The sequence below is a fragment of the Streptomyces sp. NBC_01233 genome, assembly GCF_035989305.1.
In the GTDB taxonomy this organism is placed as follows: domain Bacteria; phylum Actinomycetota; class Actinomycetes; order Streptomycetales; family Streptomycetaceae; genus Streptomyces.
Genome location: NZ_CP108514.1, coordinates 7959353 through 7976710, shown reverse-complemented (window position 1 = coordinate 7976710; position 17358 = coordinate 7959353). Strand labels below are relative to the sequence as shown.

The window sequence follows — 17358 nt, the reverse complement described above, 5'->3', positions numbered from 1 at the left end:
TTCTCCCCTGCCACCACACCTCAGGCCCGGGAGGCGCCCATGTTCCGCCGGAAGAACCGACACCACGACCAGGCGGACGAGTTCCGCGCCGACGCGGCACGGCTGATCGCTTCGGCCGCCGAACCCGCCCGTCCCGCCCCGGCGGGCGCCGAGCCGAGCCAGGTAGAGCCTGAGGGCGTGGAGCTGGAGATACCGGCGGAGCTTCACGTCCCGGCGGCCGGGGATCTGGCCGGGTCGATGATGCCCTACTGGTCACCGCTGGCCGTCGGCGGAGTCGTCGTGTCCTGCTCGGAGTGCGGCGTATACCGCGACTGGCTCGTACTGAACTCCGGCGACCGGGTGTGGGTGCGCTGTCGCTCCGGACATGAAACCCCCGTCCCCGGGCTGGATGCGGCCTGGTACGAGCGAACCGCCGGGCCGGTCGAAAGTCTCCACGCCAGCCGGGAGGACGGCGAGACCGCGTTCGGCTACGACGGAACCTTCGCGGGAGTGATCCTCTGATCGCACACCATGCGAGATGGATCTAACCCACCCGAGGTGATCGGGGTAGCGTACGGCCGCACACGAATTCTGGGGGGAATCACATATGCGAAACAGCGTCAGAAATCTACTCGGCCTCACCGCTCTCGGCGCCCTCGCGCTGACGGGCTGCTCCCAGGGCGCCACGCCCTCAGCGCCGGCCTCCTCGCTCCAGGCCGAGGCGAAGGTCGGAGTGGAACCCGGCACACCGTCGAAGCCCTTGACCAGTGCCGAACTCGGCCCGCGCTTGCTGGACCTGATCGACCTCGGCTCCGACTACCGGGTGAAGCCCGAGACGACGTCGAAGCACGACGACATGGCCGTGGTTGGATGCCCTGCCTTGGAGCAGCTCGGCTCCGGATCGGCGGACGGCTCCCTGGACTTCCCCAACCAGGCCAAGGTCTCCTTCACGTACGCGTCGAAGGATTCCGACCTGAGCGAGGAGGTCTACAGCGACACCGACGAGAAGATCGCCAGCCGGTCCCGGGAGATCTTCACCGCGATGGGCTCGTGCCCGAAGTACCAGATGGTCTCTGGAAGCACTCCCATCGAGGTCACCGTCCAGAAGGTGACCGCGCCCCAGCGCGGCGATGAGCAGTGGGGGCACATCCTGACGCTCACGGCCGGCGGACGCCCCAGCGTGATGAAGCAGATCGCCGTCCGCTCCGGCAACGTGCTGGTCGTGCTCTCCGGCAGCCCCGCCCTCGTCGACGCCCACGTGGACAAGGCGCTGGACAAGGCCCTGAAGCCCGCAGGCTGACACGCTCCGGACATACAGAAGACACTGGCCCCCAGCGAAGGATCTCGCTGGGGGCCAGTGCCTTGTTGACGGGCCGCGTAGGTCCGGTGTCCGCCACCGGCCGTCCCCTCGTTAGAGGGAGGGCCGGATCGTGAGGCGTGCTTGGGAGGATTCCGGCAGGACGCGACGCGGAACCGGTGCCTCGCAGACGAGGCCTGCGGCGAAGGCTGCGACCAAGTCGTGCGGTGTGGACGTGCTGAACGCGGCGACCCACAGGTACGGACCGCTGGCTTCCGGCTGGGACCAGGCCTGCCAGCCGGGCATGTCGGGGCGGGGGTCCTGGTCCTGGATCCCCTCCGGGAGCGGCGCCCGGGTCATGCATGCCGTGAAGGACTTGTCCCAGAGGGTGAAGGCCGGGTCGTCCACGTCCCCGTGCCAGCCTCCGGCCACCAGCGCTTCGGGAACGGCCTCGGGCCCGTCGAAGCCCCACGTCGGCTCCGTACGGCCGGCAACGGCGAGGGCGAAGGCCGCAACGGCTTCGTAGGGCACACCGCGGGTGAAGTAGGCCGTCCAGTTCACCGTGGCACGTGAGGTGTCCTCGCGTGCGGAGATCTCCCAGGCGACGGGTAGGTCGGCCAGTTCCGTGGTGAGAGCGTCGGCCATGACCCATTCGGCGCAGCGGAGTTGGTCGGGGCTCGCGTAGAAGAGCGTCCGGCGGGCCGTTACCCAGTACGACCATCCGGCGCCGACGAGTTCGTCTCCCACCTGCTCAGCCAGCGCGCTGTCGTCGCCGGCCAGGTGTCGCGGGCTGACCCAGAGCACGTCGGGACTCGGAGGGTCTGCGGGCAGTTCGGGATTCAGGGGCGCCTCCCGGGCTTTCGTGGAACGGTCACTGGACGATGGCTCCTACGCCTCGTCGGACCCTGGCCGGCAGGGTGGTGCGCGGGTGCCAGCCCAAGTCCTGGGCGGTGAGGGCCGGCAGGAAGCCCGTCTGCCCCGATTCGCCGAGGAAGACGACGGGGCGGCCGTCGTGCCCGACGCCCAAGACGATGTCTCCCAGCGTGTGGGCGAAGGGGAATTCGGGGTTGATGGCCAGGCGTACTGAGATGTCGGGGGCGAAGCGCGAGAGGTGCTCGATGATTTCGGCGACGGTGGGATCGGCGGCGATGGGGTGCATGGAGCCTCCGGGGCTGGATGCGGAAGAGGGGTGCGAAGTCGTGCTCGACGTCGGCTATCAGGCCGGACGTGAGGTGGAGATGACGGTGGCGACCGCCGAGGCGATGACATGGGCTGGGGTCTCGACACCAAAGCCGATGCTGTAGCCGGGCACGGTTGCCGTTCCCGTGATGGCCAGCCGCCATCCCTCGTCGAGTCGGCCAGGCCGGCCTTCGGGGAACCAACCGAGGTAGAGGCGCCCGTCCTTGCTGGCGATGTGCATGTCGGCCCTGTCGTCCACAACGAAGTGGAAGTCCTCGGCCGTGAACTGGTCGATCACCTGGGAGGGCTGGCCCCGCCCGAGCATCCACGTGCGGATCCGCAGGGCCTCGATGCTCGTGGAGAATCCGGGGCGGCCTACCTCGACGGTCATACGCGATCACCTCTCTGACCTGCGGTTTCGGGGAAGGGGTCAACCTTGACATGGGTCGGCCGGTCTCTCCAGAGATGTACGCGTCTTGCCCGTCTGCCGTGAGCGATGTCCGGACAGCACGAAGCGAGGGCGGTACCCCGTCAGGGGGTACCGCCCTCGCTTGGCGTTCTTCGGCTATCGGATTGATTCAGGAGTGGTGCTTCGCCGTCAGCCGTCAGGAATGCCTGCCGGGATGGGGCTCCGTGGCCGCCCCATCTCTATGGGGCGGGGGCGGCCTCGGCGTCCTCCGCAAGCGTCGCGACCTGCTCACCGGGCCGACCCCAACGGTTGGTCCAGGGCGGCGCGGGCACGCGTCTCGAACTCGCGAATTCGCTGCCAGGTCAGGTCGGACAGGCCGACAGCATCGGCCGGTCCTTGCCGGAGCACAGACTGTACGGAACGTGAGGCCGCCAGAGGATGGCCAGGATGGTATGCGCCGCTCGAGCAAGCCCAAGCTGTCAAGGCGCGCACCGCTTGGTGAGCCGCACGCGCTACGTCCTCGGGGCCCTCCACCAGAACCAGGGCGAGTGCCTTGCTGGTGGTCCGGCGCATGTCGACGACCTGGCTGTATAGCTCTGCTGCTTCGGGGCTGGGGCGGTCCTCGTCGTCGAGTGCCTGAACGATGCTGATGACTTCACCGTAATCAACCGCCGCGCCGACGAAGGCCACGTACGCCTGCCTCCGGCCGTCTCGACGCCAGTGCTCGTGTTGTGAGCGCCGCTGCATCGTTCCGTTCAGCCGTGCGGCGCCGAGCGCGCTCACTGCCCCCGAGCACGTACCGATGATTGCCGCCAGCGCCGCCACGATCCCTGGTTCCACAGATCCGCCCCCTACGAGGAACACCCCTAGCACTGTTCGACGAAGCCAGGGTCCACCTGGTTGCACGCGGGACGCTGGTGACGGCGGCCGGGTGCCGTCCGGCTTCGGTATGGTGCTGCCCTTCACGGAGGTACGACCATGACCGACGAACCCCTCGACCGATGGGCCGCGCGCCGCCAAGGGCGACTGCGCAAGCCCGGCGAGCTCAAGGCCATCACCCTCGGCGCCGGCCCGCAGCGCGCAGCACACGTGGACCCCGGCGCCCCTCGCCTGATCTTGGAGTGGGACGGCTTCGCCTGGCAGGCACTGACGACGGTGAAGAACTATGCAGAGGCCTGCCGCGTACTCGGCCGGACGCTTGAAGCCGCGAGTATCGAACAAGCCGAGACGACTGGCCCCATCACCGGACGCAATCCACTGGCCCCAGGGACCGGACGTCACCGAAAGCCCCGGCCCTGACCGATGCCGACCGTCCGCCTCCCCGAGATCCCCGCTGACGTTCTGCACCTGATCGAAGCGCGGACCGGGCCCGTCCTCGGGTACGAGACCGTCAGTGCCGGACTGAACAGTGCCGTCGCCGCCCGCGTCCGCACTGCCGACACCACGGTCTTCGTCAAAGGGATGCCCAGCGACCACCGCCACGTCTGGACCCAGCAACGCGAAGCCGACATCAACCCGAGCGTCCAACACCTCGCGCCCTCACTCCTGTGGCACGTCCAAGAGGCCGGCTGGGACCTGCTGGCCTTCACCAACGCCAACGGCCACCACGCGGACTACGCCCCCGGCTCACCCGATCTTCCGCTCGTGGCCGACGCGATGGCCCGGCTCTCCCACGTCACCGCGCCCGCCATCACCATGCGGTCGATGCCGGACCGGATGAAGGCCTACAGCGAGACGCCCGAGCTGTTCGCCGGCCCGAACCTGCTCCACACCGACTGGTTCCCCAGCAACGTCCTCATCGCCGACAACCGCACCGTCCTCGTCGACTGGGCCTGGGCCTCACGCGGGGCGGCGTGGATCGATCCAGCGCTGTGGGTGGTCTGGCTCATCAAGAGCGGCCACACCCCTCAGCACGCCGAGGAGTGGGCGGCACGCGTCCCCACCTGGACTACCGCCCCGCCTGCGGCGGCCACCGCCTTCGCGAAGGCCACCGTCGCTGTGTGGGAGGAGATCGCCGCGGGCGAGCCGGCGGGCTGGGTCCTCGACATGCTCCAGGCCGCCCGCACCTGGTACGACTCCCGCTGAGCCGGACGGGACGGTCAACTGCCACCACGGGTGGGAGGACGACGGAACGTGTCCGGCACCGCGGGCTTCGTGGCCGGTTTGGCAGTCGGGCCGATAGGACGCGGTTCCTGGACGGGCACTGCGGCAGACGGGCGGACGGGCCCCAGGGCCATGAGCCCTTGGAGTCGCTCGCCGGGGAGGGCCGGGTGGTCGGCGGTGTACATGGCGATGTACCCGGCGTTTGCCAGTTCCGCGTACGACGCAAGGTGCAGCACGGTGCTCAGCTGCGTGCTGGTCTCTCCAGGGAGAGCGAAGAGTTCCAGGTCACCGACCATGGTTGGGCGGAAGGCATGCCGTTCTAGCACCTCGATGACGGTGGGGTTGTCCTTGAGCACGGCAACCCACAGCGGATGCGAACTGCCGGGAGTCTCCCCGTACAGGACGTCGGGCTCGACGAAGTCAGTCATGCAACTCCTGGTGGAAGGGACGCCAGGGCGGCTGGCCGTCCGATTTACGTGAGGGCGTCAGTGGGCGAGCGTTAAGGGGTGGTGCGTTCTGCCCGGCGACGCAGTGCCCAGACGGCGCCGCCGCCGGCAATGATCAGAACGCCGCCCAGGAGGCCGATCCAACGGGCGGAGCCGCCACCGGTATTGGCGAGCACGCCTGTCGGCGCGGGGGAGGTGGTACTCGAAGCCGTCTCAGCGACCGTGGGAGTGGCCGACGCGGAGGCGGAGGCTGCAGCCGAAGGTGTGGACGACGTGCTCGGCTTGGGCGTGAACGGGGCAGTCGGCGAAGGGCTGCTCGGGGGCTGGGTCGGGGGGATCTTCGAGTTGGTGAACTCCGCGGTGACCGGTGCGCCCGGCTTCGCGGTGACGGTCACCGGCTTGACGGACAGCTGGTATCCGGTCGGCGCCTTCGTCTCGGTGGCGGTGTAGGCAGTGCCTGTTCGCGCGGAGACCGGCAGCTTGGCCTTGGCTGTGCCGTCGGGTCCCGTGGTCAAGGCGAGCGTCTCCCCCTTGCCGCTGGTCGGTGTCACGTTGATCACCGCGCCGGACAGGGGCTTGCCGGTCTCCTTGTCCGCCTTCTTGACGATCAGGTCGGCGGCCTTGAACGGGTCGATGATCACCATGGGCGTGACGGCATCGGTGATGATGACGTCCTGGTCGGCGACGGTGTCGTGGATCGGGCTGCCGCTGGCGGTTTCCTTGAGGCGGTAGGGGCCGGGCATGAGGCCTTCGAGGCGGAGCAGGCCGTCGGCGCCGGTCTTACCTTCGGCCGCCGGATTGCCGGAGGCGTCGAGGAGGGCAAAGGACGCGCCGGCGAGGATGTCTCCGGCCGGGTCCTTCTTCTGGATCTCGATCCCTCCGGTCGTCACGGAGCGCTCGGTCATGACCGGCGGCGGGGCGGACGGGTCGGGGCTCGTGCTGGCGTGGGCGAAGGGAATGGTGGCGGTCATCGCCGTGAGGGTGAGGACGAGGACCGGGGTTGTGCGGCGGCTGGGCAAGTGGTGGTGCTCCTGTTGATCGCAGTGGCGGGTGGTGCGGCGGCTGCTCGGCAGAGTGCTGGCCTGTCCCGCTGCGGGGACAGACCAGCGGCAGTGGGCGGCCGCTCTCCTGGGGGTGCGGTTCATCGCGTGGGGCTGGTTGCGGCCTTCGCCGGCGTGGCCTGGAGGGCTGGGGCAGGGGCTGACCTGACGGTTCCCCGGGTGCGTTTCGGGGGGAACCAGAGGTCGGCATACCTCGTGATGGCCTCCCTCAGCGGAGTCCAGTCGCCTCCTGACCAGCCGGGTCCGCCCTTGGCGGTGTTGTAGTCGGTGAACACGCCGTGCCCGCTGAGGCCCGGGTAGCTGCCGGCGGCTTGGTCGCGGCGCTGGAATGTCCGGTGGTCGGCGAAGGACAGGACCAGGTCGTCGATCGTGCCCTTGTCCTCGTGGAGGATCCGGACGCGCAGGCCCCCGTATTCGCGATGGCGGATGGTCGGATGGAAGTCGACTCGCAGGCGCAGTGGGCTCCGGGGGCTCGGCCTCGCGTAATAGCTCTGCCCGATGACCGTGCCGCCGGGGAGGCCGAGAGCGAGTTCCTGATCGAAGAACCAGCGTGGCTGTATGGACAATTCAACAACTCCAGAGGTTCCGACTCAGCGGCCCGACCGCCGGGTGGGCACGGGGAGCCGCGCGCCCGGTGCGCTGCTGGTCGACCAGCGCGGAACACTGTGTGTCCGGGCGCTGGGCAGCAGGCGGGGGCGGGCACGGGCGACATCGAGAGGCGTGGGCGCCTTCGGCGATGCCGGTCGCACCGGAGTGAGCTCGGCGCGCTCGCGCAGCGACTTCGACATCTCCTGCTCCCAGCGCAGAACCGGGGCGGGGTCCGAAATCGCGGCGGTGATCGCAGTGATGAGGCTGACGGGGGTCTCCGTGGACGCTGTCGCGTACCAGCGGTCCCATCCCTTCGGGCCACCCCACATGAACCACCTGGATTCCAGGGTGGTGAACTCCATCTCGGGGTCGAGGTCACCGGTGGTGAAGGCGACGCCTGCCAGCTTGTCGGGCGATGTCCATTCGAGGGTCCGTTCCTCGGCGCGGGTCAGTTTCCATCCGTTGTGGATCAGCGGAACGAGCCCGTCGTAGGCACTCCCCTTCATGTGGGGAAGGTAGGACTCGGGTCCTTCGGTGTAGCCCTGGGCGAGGGCTTCGGTGAAGGCGGTGACGAACTCGGTGGGCGCCTTGTCGTTGAAGCAGACGCCCCAGACCGGGGATGCGTGCGGGTCGCGGTAGGCGGAGATCCGCCAGAGGCCGTCGTCCTCGCCTTCGGGGAGGTAGCCGAGTCGGACGCGCCGGTCGGGGGAGGTCACGTAGCAGTTGCCCAGGTCGTCGTGGTCGAGCGGCCAGCCCAGGTCGCGCAGGGGCTGAAGCCCCGGGTCTCCTATGTATGTGGTTCCGGCGAGGTAGCGGGGGGTGACATAGACGTCGCCGTCGAGGTCGTCGGCGTCGAATGCGGAGGAAGCCTCGCCCATCAGCCGGTCACCTGTCCCCCGGTGCTCGCGCCTGGGGTCTCCGGTGCGGGGTAGACCACGACCGTGATGTGGTCCTGGGCTTCCTCGATTCGGGTGGCGGCCTGGGCAGCATCAGCGGCGGTCACGACGACGAGGCCGACCCGGGCGACGTCGACATCGCCCTCGGGTGGCAGAACCACTTGGTCGCCGACCTCGCTGATCCAGCTGACCTGCGTCAGCCAGTCGGCGCCGACCAGGTCGGCGTCGATGCCTCGCTCGATGACGGTGCCGGATACCTCGGGGTAGAGCAGGCGTACGGCTGCGGCCTGCCGACGGGTGGGCGTGAGGTCGGGTGCGATGCCAAGGGCGAGGTCGGCGGCGGCCCTGGGCAGGTCGATGCCGGTCGCGAGCTGGACGAGGCGGCCGATGAGGTCGCCGCCGATCCGCTGGTTGACCTCGATGATCCGCGGGCCGGTGGCAGTAAGCCGGAGCTCGACGTGGGAGATTCCGGTCGTCACCCCGAGGGCGGCGACGGCAGCCGTGGCGATCGGGCCGGTCTCGGCGAGCAGCGGGTCGGCTGCGTCCACGCTGTGGCCGATCTCCTCGAAGTAGGGCTCGAAGCCCAGTTCCTTGCGTGTGACGGCCACGGCGGTGGTCTGGCCCCGGTGGGTGATGCACTCGACGGAGATCTCCGGGCCATCGAGGTACTCCTCGACGAGGACGTCGTTGGAGTCACCGCCGTGCAGGTTCGCGCCGGCGGTCGCGAACTCGTACGCCTCGGGGAGCTGTTCGGCCTTGTCCACGCGGATCACGCCGACGCTGCCGGCCTGACCCGCCGGCTTGAGGACGGCGGGATATCCGATGGATTCCGCCGCGAGGGCGCTCTCCAGGAGGGAGGCGACCTTGATGGACTGCGCGGAGGGAACGGCATGGCGGGCGAACTGGGCCCGGCTGGTGGCCTTGTCGCGGCAGGCGTGGAGGACCTGCGGGTCGTCGGTGAGGACGCCCAGGTGCTGGGCCAGGTGGGCGGTCGCCACGAGGAGCGTTTCGTTCCAGGTGAGGACGGCGGCAACGGGGTGGCGCGAGGCGAGGAGTTCACCTGCGGTCAGCAGGGCCTCGCGGTCGTACGGGTCGGCCGTCTCGTGGTCGATGACAAGTCCGTGCTCCCAGGTGATGGGGCGCGGGGTGATGACGACGGTGTCGTAGGCGGCGGCGACCGATTCCAGGCAGTAGCCGCGGTAGAGGCGGTCGCTCGGGGCGACGACCAGGACGACCGGGCGGGAGGGGGATGGGCGAGTGGAGGACAAGGGTCGGAGGGGTTCCGTTCTAGAGGCGTTTGTTGGAGGGGCGGTGGCCCGGGTGTCGCGTCAGCGTGGGCGGGCTGCCGTGTGCTGATGGCTACTCCGGCGCCACGGAGGCCATGGGGTGGAAGAGACCGCGTCCTCGGGTGCCCGGCGAGGAAGACCGGTTCGCCAGCGTTCTGACCGGAGAGGGAACCCCGTCAAGGGTCTGCTCAGCGGCGGCCAAGTGCCGACGGAGCTCGGGCAGCGTGGCTACGGCACGGGCGTTCGCGGCTTCGACGAGCAGGCATATGTCGTTCACGAGTCCGGCCGGGACGAGGAGCGAATGGGCGAGGACTTCCGCTTCGGGCTGGGGAAGGGTGTGGAGCCGTGAGGTGAGGCTCCTTAGAAGGCTTCCGGCAGCCACGGCTTGGTCGGCGCTGAAGGACGAGGTGTTCTCGTTCGTGGACGACATGGCTTCTCCGTGAGTCGGTGTTCAGGCGGCGGCCGGTTCAAGGGACGGCCTGGTCGTCTCGTGCATGGCGGGGTCGCGTCGCAGGCGCCAGAACGCGGTGGCCAGGCCGATGGCCTGGAGCGCTGCGCAGGCGGTCATCACGTGACCGAGGGTCTCGGGCGGTGTGACGGCGACGAGTACGCCGGCGATCGGGAAGGGCAGCAGCATGATCAGGATGGTGATGCTGAGGGTGGCGCCGAAGACGTCGCGCGGGATGAGGCGGGAGCGCAGGGTGCGCAGGACCACGGTCATGGCGCCTTCGCCGGCCATCAGGACGGCGACGAGCACCAGGAACGGTGTGTAGTCGCTGGCCTGGGACACGGCGAGGCCGCCGAGCGAGGCGATCAGGGCTCCTGCTGTGCCGACGGGCCAGAGTCCGAAGCGGTCGATGGCGAACCTGGACAGGGTCGTGGCGAGGAGAGCGGCGGTCGCGGCGGCGGACCAGATCAGGCCGACGGAGGCGGTGCTGAGGCCGAAGTTCTGTACGACGATCACAGGGGCGGCGGCCTGGAGGAGGCCGGTGGCGAAGTTGCTGACGGTCAGGCCGGCGATCAGCCATCCGAGGGCGGGGAGTGCTCTGAGCGTCGACCAGCCCATCCGCAGGCCCTGGCGGACGGTCGCAGGCTCTGCGTCCGGATGGGTCCGGCGAGCCCTGGGGGAGGTGACGGCCGCGAGTAGCGAGAGCGCCCCAATCGTGATCAGCAGGGTCTGCTGGCCGGCGTACTGAAGGAGGAAGGCGCCGGCGGCGGGTCCGGCGAGGGTGGCGGACTGGTCGATGCTGAGCAGTACGGACTGCACACGGTGCTCGACTCGGCCCGGTTCCCGGCTGGCAGCGCCGCCGGCGGTCTCCGCGGCGACGTAGGAGTATTCGGTGAGGACGCCGATGACGGCGGCGAGGGCCATCACCGAGATCGTGGTGATGAGTTCGTCGTCGACGAAGGTCAGGGCCAGGACCGCCGCGGTGACGACCAGGGTCCGGATCGTGGTCGCAGTACGGAAGACTCGAGCCGCGCCATGGCGGTCAACGGCGGCTCCGGCACCGACGAAGGCGCCGATCCGAGGAATCCATTCCAGGACGAAGGCAAGGCCGGTCAGCATGGCCGAGGATGTGGTGGCCAGTACGAGCAGCGGGATCCCATAGGTGCCCAGGTTGAACGCTGCGGCGTCCATGGTTCGCGGCAGGTAGACGCGGCGGAAGATGCCGTGGTCGGGCAGGCGGGCGTGGCGGCCACCGGCGGCTCTGTGACGGGTCATGATCACTTTCAGTCGGGGTGTGGCCGATGGGTGGTGGCCGGGATACGTCAGCCCTCGCGGTCCGCGGGTATACACACCGAGGCGGCCGGCACCGTCAGTTCTGACGTGTGCGCTTGATCGCGTAGCTGGTGGAAGGCCGGGTTGCTACGCGGAGTGCCGAGGGGTCGCCCTGGGCCGGGCGGCTCCCTGCGCTACGCCGGGACCAGCCGCCCGCACCCTGACCACCGGTGGGGCGGGTCGCGTATGCCGCACGCGCTGGACGAGCGCGGTGTTCGCGGTGGCCCAGCTCTGCACGTCGGCCAGTGGCCCCCGCAGGTCGCGTCCGGCATCGGTCAAAATCCACGGACCGTGCGCGCCTTGCCGGACCAGGCCGGCGTCGACAGCTCGGGCAACCCGGCCGGCTTCGTACGGGGCGTGGGGGTTGAGCAGCAACGTCACGGTGTGCGGGTCGCGCAACAGGCCGAGGGCGGCTTCGACTCGGATCACGAAGTCGGGCTGGTCACCCGGGTAGTCGTGTTGGCGGGCCCACCGGCCGAGCCGGTCGTACACGTCCCCGAGGCCGACTCCTGGCGCCGTAAGCGTGAGCTGCTGCTCTCCGGTGGTGAGGGTCTCGCGGCGGACGAGTCCACGACGGCGCAGACCGGCCACGGCGGTATTCAAGAGGTCCACCGGGATGTCAGGGAACGTGGCCGCGAGGCTGCCTCGACGCCGAGCGACGGGGCCGTTGTCGTCGAGTTCGGTGATGATCCTTGTGGTCCACCGGTAGCTGAGAAGCGTCGCCGCGCGCACGAGGGAGTCGGCCTCGGGGTTCGGCTCGGTCATCGGACGCGGCCGCCCATGGAGGACCCGGCTCGGGGCCGATCGGGTACCCCATGGGAGAACAGGCCGGTGGAGCGCTGCGGAGTGCTCCCCGGTGTGGGCACCGCCGAGGTGGGGCTCGGGGACGGAGAGCTGTTCGCGGCCCACATGGTCGGGCGGCTGGGAGCGGGCGCGGACACCCAGAGCGGGTGCTCAGTGGCCTTGGCGCGGCCGGCTGCCCAGGTGGACAGGGCCTGGAAGGTGCCGGTAAGGGCTTCTCCCTGGCGGGAGAGCTGGTAGCTGCTGTGGCCGAGTCGGTCGACGAGGCCGTCCTTGACGAGCTGACGCAGGGGCTGGTAGATCGGGGCTGTCGAGCTGGCCTGGTCGAGGACAACGTCGGCGAGCTGTCGGCCCGAGGCGCTGCCCTGGTACCGGAGGGACCACAGCAGGGAGGTGGCGTATTTGGGGGTGATCAGCTTGAGGGTGTCCTCGGCGTTCTGGGCCGCGGGTATCCGCTCGGGCTCCAGTTCGCCTGTGATCCGGTTGGGCTTGGCGATCTTGTCCAGGTGGGTGTCGCCGTAGGTGGCCAGGGTGGCGATGACCGTCCCCAGGCTGCGTCCGCGCCCTGAGAGCTGGTAGGTGACGTGGCGGGCGGACTCCTCGTGCCGGTCGACAAGTCCATCAGCGGTCAGGGTGGTCAGCCGTGCGGAGAGCTGGGCGTCGAAGAGCATGGGCAGGCGCGTCTTGATGTCGGTGTAGCGCAGGGGCTGTTCGCCGAGGGTCATCAGGGTCCACACGCTCCAGCGGGGGCTGAGCATGTCGAGGGCCTCGGTGACGCGGGACAGGTCCTTCGCGATGGGGCGGGGCAGGCCGGGGGTAGCCACGGGAGGGTCTCCTGAGGGGTTCGGGTCAGTGGGTGCGCGAGGAGGTGCTGGACACGGCCCGGGCGGCGGACGCGACGGGCGGGGTCACGGGCGGCTCGGTGCGGCGCAGTCCCTGCAGGACGGCGGTGAGGGTCTTGGCGTGAGTCGCGTGCGCGGTCACCGCACGGTGCAGCCTCTCGGCGCTGTCGCAGATGTGGCCGGCCTCGAAAGAGCCGACGTCCCGGTCTTCGCCCGTGTACGTGCGCAGGCGGTCCAGCTGGAAGTCGATGCTGCGTTCGGCGAAGACCAGGTCACCGTGGATGGTGAGGATGGCGCCAAGGAGGGTGGAGTCGGGAGCCTGTGCGGCGGCCTGCTTGAGTTCGGTGAGCGGCTTACCGAAGAGGGTTTCGATGCGGCTGCGGAGCTCGCGGGAGGTCTGATCGGACAGGTGCGTTCCTTCAGGGGTGTCGGGACCGGGCCGCGGTTGTGACGGTGTTCGCCTTGGGTCTGGCCGTGGGGAAGCCCTGGTGACGGCCGGGGTGGGCGGCTTCGCGGCCGGGCATGCTGCGGATCAGCCGTGTGAGGGCGGTGATGATCTCGCTGCGGGAGGAGAGGGCCGCTTCCAGCCACTGGACGTCCATGCGGAAGTCAGCCGCATCGAGTTCGTTCTGGTCGCGGTCGGGCGCGGTGGCCTGGTGCATGCGGTCCCGTACCCGGTCCACGTGCGATTCGGTGACGGCGAGGAAGGAGCGGAGCTCCATCGCCCGGAACAGCGCGGGCCCTGCCTGGCCGGCGGTTGCCGTGCGGTAGAGCTCGGATACCGGCTGGCCGAACGCGGACTCGATCGCCTGGTCCTGACTACTCCGACGCGACGGGGTGTTCATCGCCCGGTGGATCGACTGGCGTTCGCCGGCGGGCGGGGCGGCAGCGCCGTGGATGCCTGCGAGATGGTCCGGCTCTGGGGCCGGTCCCCTCGCCAGACCTGACGCGCATTGGGGTCGAGCAGGTGGCGAAGGACCATGGCTCGGCCGTCTCGTGCAGCGACCGCCGTATTGACCTGGTGCGCGATGGCCATCTGGGGTGGGGTGAGTTCGCCGGGAGCCGGCCCGATGGTCGCGAGCAAGGTGTTCTCGGCCCGGTCCACCACGGTCTGGGCTTCGGCTGTCAGCCCGTACCAGTGGAGGATTCCTGTGGCGGGATGCACTCGACCGGCGGCGGCCGCTACCTGGCGGAGGTCATCGAGCGGCTGCTGAAAGGCTGCCTCTATGTGCCGGGTGAGGACACCCATGACGTCGTCGGACGACACATCTCTCCTTTCGGGAATGTGGGGGTCGGCCAGCGGGCGTGTTCCGCGTACGGCCTTTCTCCAATACTCCGGAGAATCCGGGAATTTGATAAGCACGAAAGGCCTGATACAAGGCCATCAGCGGCGAGCTGGTTATCGTTCAGCGCCGACGGGTGAGGCCCGGAATCGGTGGCTGAACCGGAGCCTGGCGGGGGGCTGCTCGGGAGGTGAGGGGTGCCGGGCGAAGGGGGGTGCCCGGACTTTCGATCCAGTCCATCGCGGCATCAAATGTGGGGAAGACGCCCTCGCGGAGGGTATGGGTGAAGGACTCCATGTCGGCGACCTCGTGCAGGAGCCGGTAGGGGTGGGGATCCTTTTCGTCGAGGGCGCGCAGAACGACAACGACGACCGGTGCTTGCGTCGAGTCGTCGGTGTCACTGTGCAGCAGCGAGAAGTGGTCGCCGTCTCCCATCAGGCGGGCTTGCAGGGCAACTGTCCGCTTGTCAGCGGGTGTTGTTCCCATGCCCTTCGGGAGGCGGATTTCCTCATGCGGACATCCTCGGGAAATCAGCCAGGACTGCGCCATCACCGGGAGAGGAAGGCTGGCGTACTCGAAGGTGAAGGTCTTGGCCTTCAGGTCTCGGTCGATGTGGAGGGCGAGGAGCTGGGGAAGTCCGGGGATTCCCCAGGTGACGGATTCATCGAAGATCACGTGGTAGCTGTGGCGGCCGTCGGGCGTGTGATGCTCGGCCATTCGGCACAGCGTGTGGAGGGTGGAGTCGATCGCGTCGTAGAAGTCCCTGTCCACGGAGTCGTCGGCGGGCTCGAAGCCGTCGAGTCGCAGGGCGGGGCGGCGTTCAGGATTTGGCACGTGCCTGCTTTCGGCAGTGGCTGGGTCAGGCCAGCGGAGAACGGGAGGGAGTTCGGGGGCCTGGCTGCGGGGGCGGGCGTGTGCCGATTGCGGGGCGCCGGCTGCCTGCGAGGACTGAGCGGCCAAGGTCGGTGACGGTGACGGGCTGGCCCGCGTGCAGGGAGTGCGAGGTATCGCGGGTGACAAGGCCGGCGTCCTCAAGGCGCTCGAAGTCGTACTGGGTGATCTTGGTTCCGGCTGCCGTAGCGACGGATAGGCGCCGCGTCATGAGGTTCTCGTGGAGCTTGGCGCCGCGGGCGATGGCGAGCAGGGCCGCGAAGTCCGGTGGTGAGATGTCGGGGCCCAGCGGCCTGGAGGGACGAGGCGTGCTCTGTTCCAGCGGTACGAGCAGGGTGAGGGCTTCGCCGAGGAGTTGGTCGCGGGTGGCGACGGCTTCCTTGAGGTGGGCGAGGCCGCGATCGATCCGGCCGAGTACAGCGCTGTCGATCTCGAACTGTCCGCTGGTCAGGCGTTGGAGCAGCGTGCGGTTGAAGGTCAGGGTGGCCTGCGCTTTAGCCAGGGCACGGTGCGCGCGGACGAGACGGGAGACGGGCTCGGTCAGCAGGTTGCTGTCATCGAGCCGCCAGAGGGCCTCGACGGAGTTCCTGGTGACGGCTTCGATCCGGTCATCGATTCCGGTCGGGTCCTTGAGGATGGGCATGAAGGTCCTGTCGGACGGGCTGGTGGGTAGTCGGCAGAACAAGGAGCGCGAGCGGGAGCCGTACTTCCAGGTGGGTACCGTCGGGCTGCTCGACCGTGGGGCCGAGTCGTCGCAGGAGGGCCAGCATCGGGCGGTTGGACCGCTCGATGTACGCGTGCAGGGTGTGGGCTCCCGCGGTCCGCGCGCGGCCTGCGGCCGTGTGGATCAGCCGGGTCCCGATGCCGCGGCGGTGGCGCGAGTCGGCGACCTGAATGCCGAGGTCAACGGTGCCGGGTTCATTGCGGACCGGTCCGATGGACGCGAGCCCGACGACGGCGCCGGCTTCCGTTGCCGCCCAGCAATGCGAGAGGGTCAACAACCGCTCCCAGTCGCGCTGCCGAACCCGGGTGTGACCCCATCGGCGGTGCAGCGACTTCTCGGTGCACCCGCGGTGGAAGGCATCCATCAGGGGCCAGTCAGCTGCGCAGGTTCGGCGGATCTGGGTCGGTCCAATGTGCTGCATGCTCAGCGCAGGGCGCTCTCCCGCGAGCACGCGGGAGCCTCCGCCCCGCAGGAGCAGCAGCAGGTGACGCGGGCACTCAGGGCCTGCAGAAGTGCAGCGAGGAGGCAGGCGCAGGTGCCGCTGGTGGTGCTCGGGGTGACGGCGTCGGTAGCCGACCGCGGGCAGGACGTCGCGGGGGTGCAAGGGGCTGCGACCGGACAGGCTCGATTACTCAAAGGGTTGCACCTCTCGGGTGGCGGGAGACGGGGAACGGGTTGGCGGGCCGGGCGAGGGGCAGGCCGGACGTGATCGGGTAGGGGTGGGCGGTGGTCTGCGGGGACCTCGCGCGGGCCGCGTGGGCGAGCGCGCTCAGGGGCCGGTGCGCGATGCCCAGGCGCTCTGCGACGACCTTGTAGATCTCGTTCTGGGCACGTGGCCTGAGCGCGACGACGAAGACCTCGCGCCGGTGGCCAGAGCCTTCCGGCGCGGGGCGCAGTCCGTAGACCATGCGCCATCGGGCCGAGTCGATGTAGACCTTCCGGAACCCGGCCAGAGTCCCGGTCAGCTCTCGGCCGTGGCGCTGACCGGTGACCGCGTCCTGGAGGCGGGAGAGCGCCACATCACGGACGTCAGCGGGCGCGGCAAGCAGGTCGTTCAAGGCCCGGGGGTCAAAGGACAGGCTGTAGACGGGCGAGGCAGGGCCGTTCACGACACCCCTTGGGGCCCGTTCGCCTCCGCGGCGGGCGTGGGAGCCTTCGGCCCCGGCAGCAGCCGGTGGGAGGGGCGGCTCGGATCGGTCATGCACGCGGAGAGGGGGCCGCCCGGGGCTCGAACGGCGGCCATGGTGTGGGTCAGGAAGTCGCGGTGCCACACGGCCGGACCGGACAGTCCCGCTTCGGGTTCCATGTGCTGCTGGTAGGCCATCCACAGGGCGTGGAGCCAGCCCACGACGTCAAGGTGCTCTTGCCACTGCTGGCACCAGGGCGCCGACGTGGTGACCTCGGCGCCGTAGACGTCGAGAAGGACGTCCTGGACCCAGTCGGTGAGGGCGTCGAGCTCGGCCTCGTACTCCTCGCCATCGAGGGCGAGGATGAAGCGCGGCTCGGGCGGTGGTTCCGGCATCGAGCGCGAGCCCGGCATCGGCATGCCGGCGAACGGGGACAGCCCCGGGAGCGGTTCGGCGGAGAGCGTGTCCAGAAGGCGGGCCTGCTCGGCCGACTGGTCCATCAGCCGGCGAACAGAGGCTTCCAGGTTGTCCAGCTCTGTGTCCGGCAGCCTGATCGGCTCCAACCGCCCCTGGGTGGGATCGATGGATTCAGACATGGAGGTCCTCCTTGACGCCGCACAAGGCGGGAGATGGGCTGCCGCTTCCAACAGCATGGGAATCCGCTGA

At 69.4% G+C, this 17358-nt stretch carries 26 protein-coding genes; 5 read left to right on the top strand and 21 right to left on the bottom strand.

Annotated elements, in window-relative coordinates; genetic code table 11:
* The first annotated feature begins 39 nt into the window (after positions 1-39).
* Both OG332_RS37405 and OG332_RS37400 read left to right on the top strand, forming a co-directional pair.
* Positions 40-501: a hypothetical protein gene (locus OG332_RS37405; protein WP_327417585.1), complete on the top strand. Its 462-nt coding sequence runs from the start codon at positions 40-42 to the stop codon at positions 499-501.
* Positions 502-586: 85 nt separating this feature from the next.
* Positions 587-1279: a hypothetical protein gene (locus tag OG332_RS37400; protein ID WP_327417584.1), complete on the top strand. Its 693-nt coding sequence runs from the start codon at positions 587-589 to the stop codon at positions 1277-1279.
* Positions 1280-1390: 111 nt separating this feature from the next.
* Here OG332_RS37400 and OG332_RS37395 read toward each other — a convergent pair whose 3' ends face one another.
* The 4 genes from OG332_RS37395 to OG332_RS37380 all read right to left on the bottom strand — a co-directional run bounded on the left by OG332_RS37395 (position 1391) and on the right by OG332_RS37380 (position 3689).
* Positions 1391-2080 carry a DUF317 domain-containing protein gene (locus OG332_RS37395; RefSeq protein WP_327417583.1) on the bottom strand — a complete coding sequence of 230 codons (690 nt, stop codon included), beginning with the start codon at positions 2078-2080 and terminating at the stop codon, positions 1391-1393.
* 67 nt (positions 2081-2147) lie between these two features.
* Positions 2148-2435, bottom strand: coding sequence for a hypothetical protein (locus OG332_RS37390; RefSeq protein ID WP_266876231.1), 288 nt, complete (start codon positions 2433-2435; stop codon positions 2148-2150).
* 57 nt (positions 2436-2492) lie between these two features.
* Positions 2493-2846, bottom strand: a complete 354-nt coding sequence (locus OG332_RS37385) for a DUF317 domain-containing protein (RefSeq protein WP_266876232.1) — start codon at positions 2844-2846, stop codon at positions 2493-2495.
* 306 nt (positions 2847-3152) lie between these two features.
* The gene (locus OG332_RS37380; protein ID WP_266876233.1) at positions 3153-3689 is read right to left on the bottom strand and encodes a hypothetical protein; all 537 of its coding nucleotides are present in this window, start codon (positions 3687-3689) and stop codon (positions 3153-3155) included.
* A 153-nt stretch (positions 3690-3842) separates the two neighbouring features.
* On the opposite strand from OG332_RS37380, the gene OG332_RS37375 reads away from it, so the two are divergent.
* Positions 3843-4163 (top strand): DUF6087 family protein, encoded by a 321-nt coding sequence (locus OG332_RS37375; RefSeq protein WP_327417582.1) that lies wholly within the window; start codon positions 3843-3845, stop codon positions 4161-4163.
* Between the two features lie 3 nt (positions 4164-4166).
* Positions 4167-4949, top strand: coding sequence for an aminoglycoside phosphotransferase (locus OG332_RS37370; RefSeq protein WP_327417581.1), 783 nt, complete (start codon positions 4167-4169; stop codon positions 4947-4949).
* A 14-nt stretch (positions 4950-4963) separates the two neighbouring features.
* Here the strand turns inward: OG332_RS37370 and OG332_RS37365 are convergent, their stop codons facing one another.
* The 10 genes from OG332_RS37365 to OG332_RS37320 all read right to left on the bottom strand — a co-directional run bounded on the left by OG332_RS37365 (position 4964) and on the right by OG332_RS37320 (position 12809).
* The gene (locus OG332_RS37365) at positions 4964-5395 is read right to left on the bottom strand and encodes a hypothetical protein (RefSeq protein ID WP_327417580.1); all 432 of its coding nucleotides are present in this window, start codon (positions 5393-5395) and stop codon (positions 4964-4966) included.
* A 71-nt stretch (positions 5396-5466) separates the two neighbouring features.
* Complete coding sequence (locus OG332_RS37360) at positions 5467-6432, bottom strand: MSCRAMM family protein (protein ID WP_327417579.1); 966 nt, start codon at positions 6430-6432, stop codon at positions 5467-5469.
* Positions 6433-6554: 122 nt separating this feature from the next.
* Complete coding sequence (locus OG332_RS37355) at positions 6555-7040, bottom strand: hypothetical protein (protein WP_327417578.1); 486 nt, start codon at positions 7038-7040, stop codon at positions 6555-6557.
* 24 nt (positions 7041-7064) lie between these two features.
* Positions 7065-7940 carry a DUF317 domain-containing protein gene (locus OG332_RS37350; RefSeq protein WP_327417577.1) on the bottom strand — a complete coding sequence of 292 codons (876 nt, stop codon included), beginning with the start codon at positions 7938-7940 and terminating at the stop codon, positions 7065-7067.
* Entirely contained in the window at positions 7940-9226 is a 1287-nt protein-coding gene (locus OG332_RS37345) for an ATP-grasp domain-containing protein (RefSeq protein ID WP_327417576.1), read from the bottom strand. Before OG332_RS37345 ends, OG332_RS37350 begins: the two co-directional genes overlap by 1 nt.
* Before the next feature lie 91 nt (positions 9227-9317).
* Positions 9318-9674 carry a hypothetical protein gene (locus OG332_RS37340; RefSeq protein ID WP_327417575.1) on the bottom strand — a complete coding sequence of 119 codons (357 nt, stop codon included), beginning with the start codon at positions 9672-9674 and terminating at the stop codon, positions 9318-9320.
* A 21-nt stretch (positions 9675-9695) separates the two neighbouring features.
* A complete protein-coding gene (locus tag OG332_RS37335) occupies positions 9696-10967 on the bottom strand; it encodes an MFS transporter (protein WP_327417574.1) in 1272 nt (423 codons plus the stop codon).
* A 144-nt stretch (positions 10968-11111) separates the two neighbouring features.
* The gene (locus OG332_RS37330; RefSeq protein ID WP_327417573.1) at positions 11112-11789 is read right to left on the bottom strand and encodes a winged helix-turn-helix transcriptional regulator; all 678 of its coding nucleotides are present in this window, start codon (positions 11787-11789) and stop codon (positions 11112-11114) included.
* Complete coding sequence (locus OG332_RS37325) at positions 11786-12649, bottom strand: winged helix-turn-helix transcriptional regulator (protein WP_327417572.1); 864 nt, start codon at positions 12647-12649, stop codon at positions 11786-11788. The genes OG332_RS37330 and OG332_RS37325 overlap by 4 nt, the downstream gene beginning before the upstream one ends.
* Before the next feature lie 25 nt (positions 12650-12674).
* Positions 12675-12809 (bottom strand): hypothetical protein, encoded by a 135-nt coding sequence (locus OG332_RS37320; protein WP_327417571.1) that lies wholly within the window; start codon positions 12807-12809, stop codon positions 12675-12677.
* A gap of 33 nt (positions 12810-12842) precedes the next feature.
* Here OG332_RS37320 and OG332_RS37315 point away from each other — a divergent pair, with 33 nt between their 5' ends.
* Positions 12843-13118 (top strand): hypothetical protein, encoded by a 276-nt coding sequence (locus OG332_RS37315; protein ID WP_327417570.1) that lies wholly within the window; start codon positions 12843-12845, stop codon positions 13116-13118.
* Here OG332_RS37315 and OG332_RS37310 read toward each other — a convergent pair.
* The 7 genes from OG332_RS37310 to OG332_RS37280 all read right to left on the bottom strand — a co-directional run bounded on the left by OG332_RS37310 (position 13087) and on the right by OG332_RS37280 (position 17288).
* Complete coding sequence (locus tag OG332_RS37310; RefSeq protein WP_327417569.1) at positions 13087-13512, bottom strand: hypothetical protein; 426 nt, start codon at positions 13510-13512, stop codon at positions 13087-13089. The two genes, OG332_RS37315 and OG332_RS37310, sit on opposite strands and share 32 nt — an antisense overlap.
* Positions 13509-13934, bottom strand: coding sequence for a hypothetical protein (locus OG332_RS37305; RefSeq protein WP_327417568.1), 426 nt, complete (start codon positions 13932-13934; stop codon positions 13509-13511). Before OG332_RS37305 ends, OG332_RS37310 begins: the two co-directional genes overlap by 4 nt.
* A gap of 139 nt (positions 13935-14073) precedes the next feature.
* Positions 14074-14667 carry a hypothetical protein gene (locus OG332_RS37300; protein WP_327417567.1) on the bottom strand — a complete coding sequence of 198 codons (594 nt, stop codon included), beginning with the start codon at positions 14665-14667 and terminating at the stop codon, positions 14074-14076.
* Positions 14668-14809: 142 nt separating this feature from the next.
* Positions 14810-15484 carry a hypothetical protein gene (locus tag OG332_RS37295; RefSeq protein WP_327417566.1) on the bottom strand — a complete coding sequence of 225 codons (675 nt, stop codon included), beginning with the start codon at positions 15482-15484 and terminating at the stop codon, positions 14810-14812.
* Complete coding sequence (locus tag OG332_RS37290; protein WP_327417565.1) at positions 15450-15929, bottom strand: GNAT family N-acetyltransferase; 480 nt, start codon at positions 15927-15929, stop codon at positions 15450-15452. The genes OG332_RS37295 and OG332_RS37290 overlap by 35 nt, the downstream gene beginning before the upstream one ends.
* Positions 15930-16197: 268 nt before the next feature.
* Positions 16198-16623 carry a hypothetical protein gene (locus tag OG332_RS37285; protein WP_327417564.1) on the bottom strand — a complete coding sequence of 142 codons (426 nt, stop codon included), beginning with the start codon at positions 16621-16623 and terminating at the stop codon, positions 16198-16200.
* A gap of 47 nt (positions 16624-16670) precedes the next feature.
* Positions 16671-17288: a DUF4913 domain-containing protein gene (locus OG332_RS37280; RefSeq protein ID WP_327417563.1), complete on the bottom strand. Its 618-nt coding sequence runs from the start codon at positions 17286-17288 to the stop codon at positions 16671-16673.
* Positions 17289-17358: the final 70 nt, after the last annotated feature.

Bases quoted from the DNA above. Each gene is read 5' to 3' on its own strand.
- OG332_RS37405 (WP_327417585.1), top strand. From the start codon at position 40: ATGTTCCGCCGGAAGAACCGACACCACGACCAGGCGGACGAGTTCCGC.
- OG332_RS37400 (WP_327417584.1), top strand. From the start codon at position 587: ATGCGAAACAGCGTCAGAAATCTACTCGGCCTCACCGCTCTCGGCGCC.
- OG332_RS37390 (WP_266876231.1), bottom strand. From the start codon at position 2,435: ATGCACCCCATCGCCGCCGATCCCACCGTCGCCGAAATCATCGAGCAC.
- OG332_RS37385 (WP_266876232.1), bottom strand. From the start codon at position 2,846: ATGACCGTCGAGGTAGGCCGCCCCGGATTCTCCACGAGCATCGAGGCC.
- OG332_RS37375 (WP_327417582.1), top strand. From the start codon at position 3,843: ATGACCGACGAACCCCTCGACCGATGGGCCGCGCGCCGCCAAGGGCGA.
- OG332_RS37370 (WP_327417581.1), top strand. From the start codon at position 4,167: ATGCCGACCGTCCGCCTCCCCGAGATCCCCGCTGACGTTCTGCACCTG.
- OG332_RS37365 (WP_327417580.1), bottom strand. From the start codon at position 5,395: ATGACTGACTTCGTCGAGCCCGACGTCCTGTACGGGGAGACTCCCGGC.
- OG332_RS37350 (WP_327417577.1), bottom strand. From the start codon at position 7,940: ATGGGCGAGGCTTCCTCCGCATTCGACGCCGACGACCTCGACGGCGAC.
- OG332_RS37340 (WP_327417575.1), bottom strand. From the start codon at position 9,674: ATGTCGTCCACGAACGAGAACACCTCGTCCTTCAGCGCCGACCAAGCC.
- OG332_RS37335 (WP_327417574.1), bottom strand. From the start codon at position 10,967: ATGACCCGTCACAGAGCCGCCGGTGGCCGCCACGCCCGCCTGCCCGAC.
- OG332_RS37330 (WP_327417573.1), bottom strand. From the start codon at position 11,789: ATGACCGAGCCGAACCCCGAGGCCGACTCCCTCGTGCGCGCGGCGACG.
- OG332_RS37310 (WP_327417569.1), bottom strand. From the start codon at position 13,512: ATGAACACCCCGTCGCGTCGGAGTAGTCAGGACCAGGCGATCGAGTCC.
- OG332_RS37300 (WP_327417567.1), bottom strand. From the start codon at position 14,667: ATGGCCGAGCATCACACGCCCGACGGCCGCCACAGCTACCACGTGATC.
- OG332_RS37295 (WP_327417566.1), bottom strand. From the start codon at position 15,484: ATGCCCATCCTCAAGGACCCGACCGGAATCGATGACCGGATCGAAGCC.
- OG332_RS37290 (WP_327417565.1), bottom strand. From the start codon at position 15,929: ATGGATGCCTTCCACCGCGGGTGCACCGAGAAGTCGCTGCACCGCCGA.
- OG332_RS37280 (WP_327417563.1), bottom strand. From the start codon at position 17,288: ATGTCTGAATCCATCGATCCCACCCAGGGGCGGTTGGAGCCGATCAGG.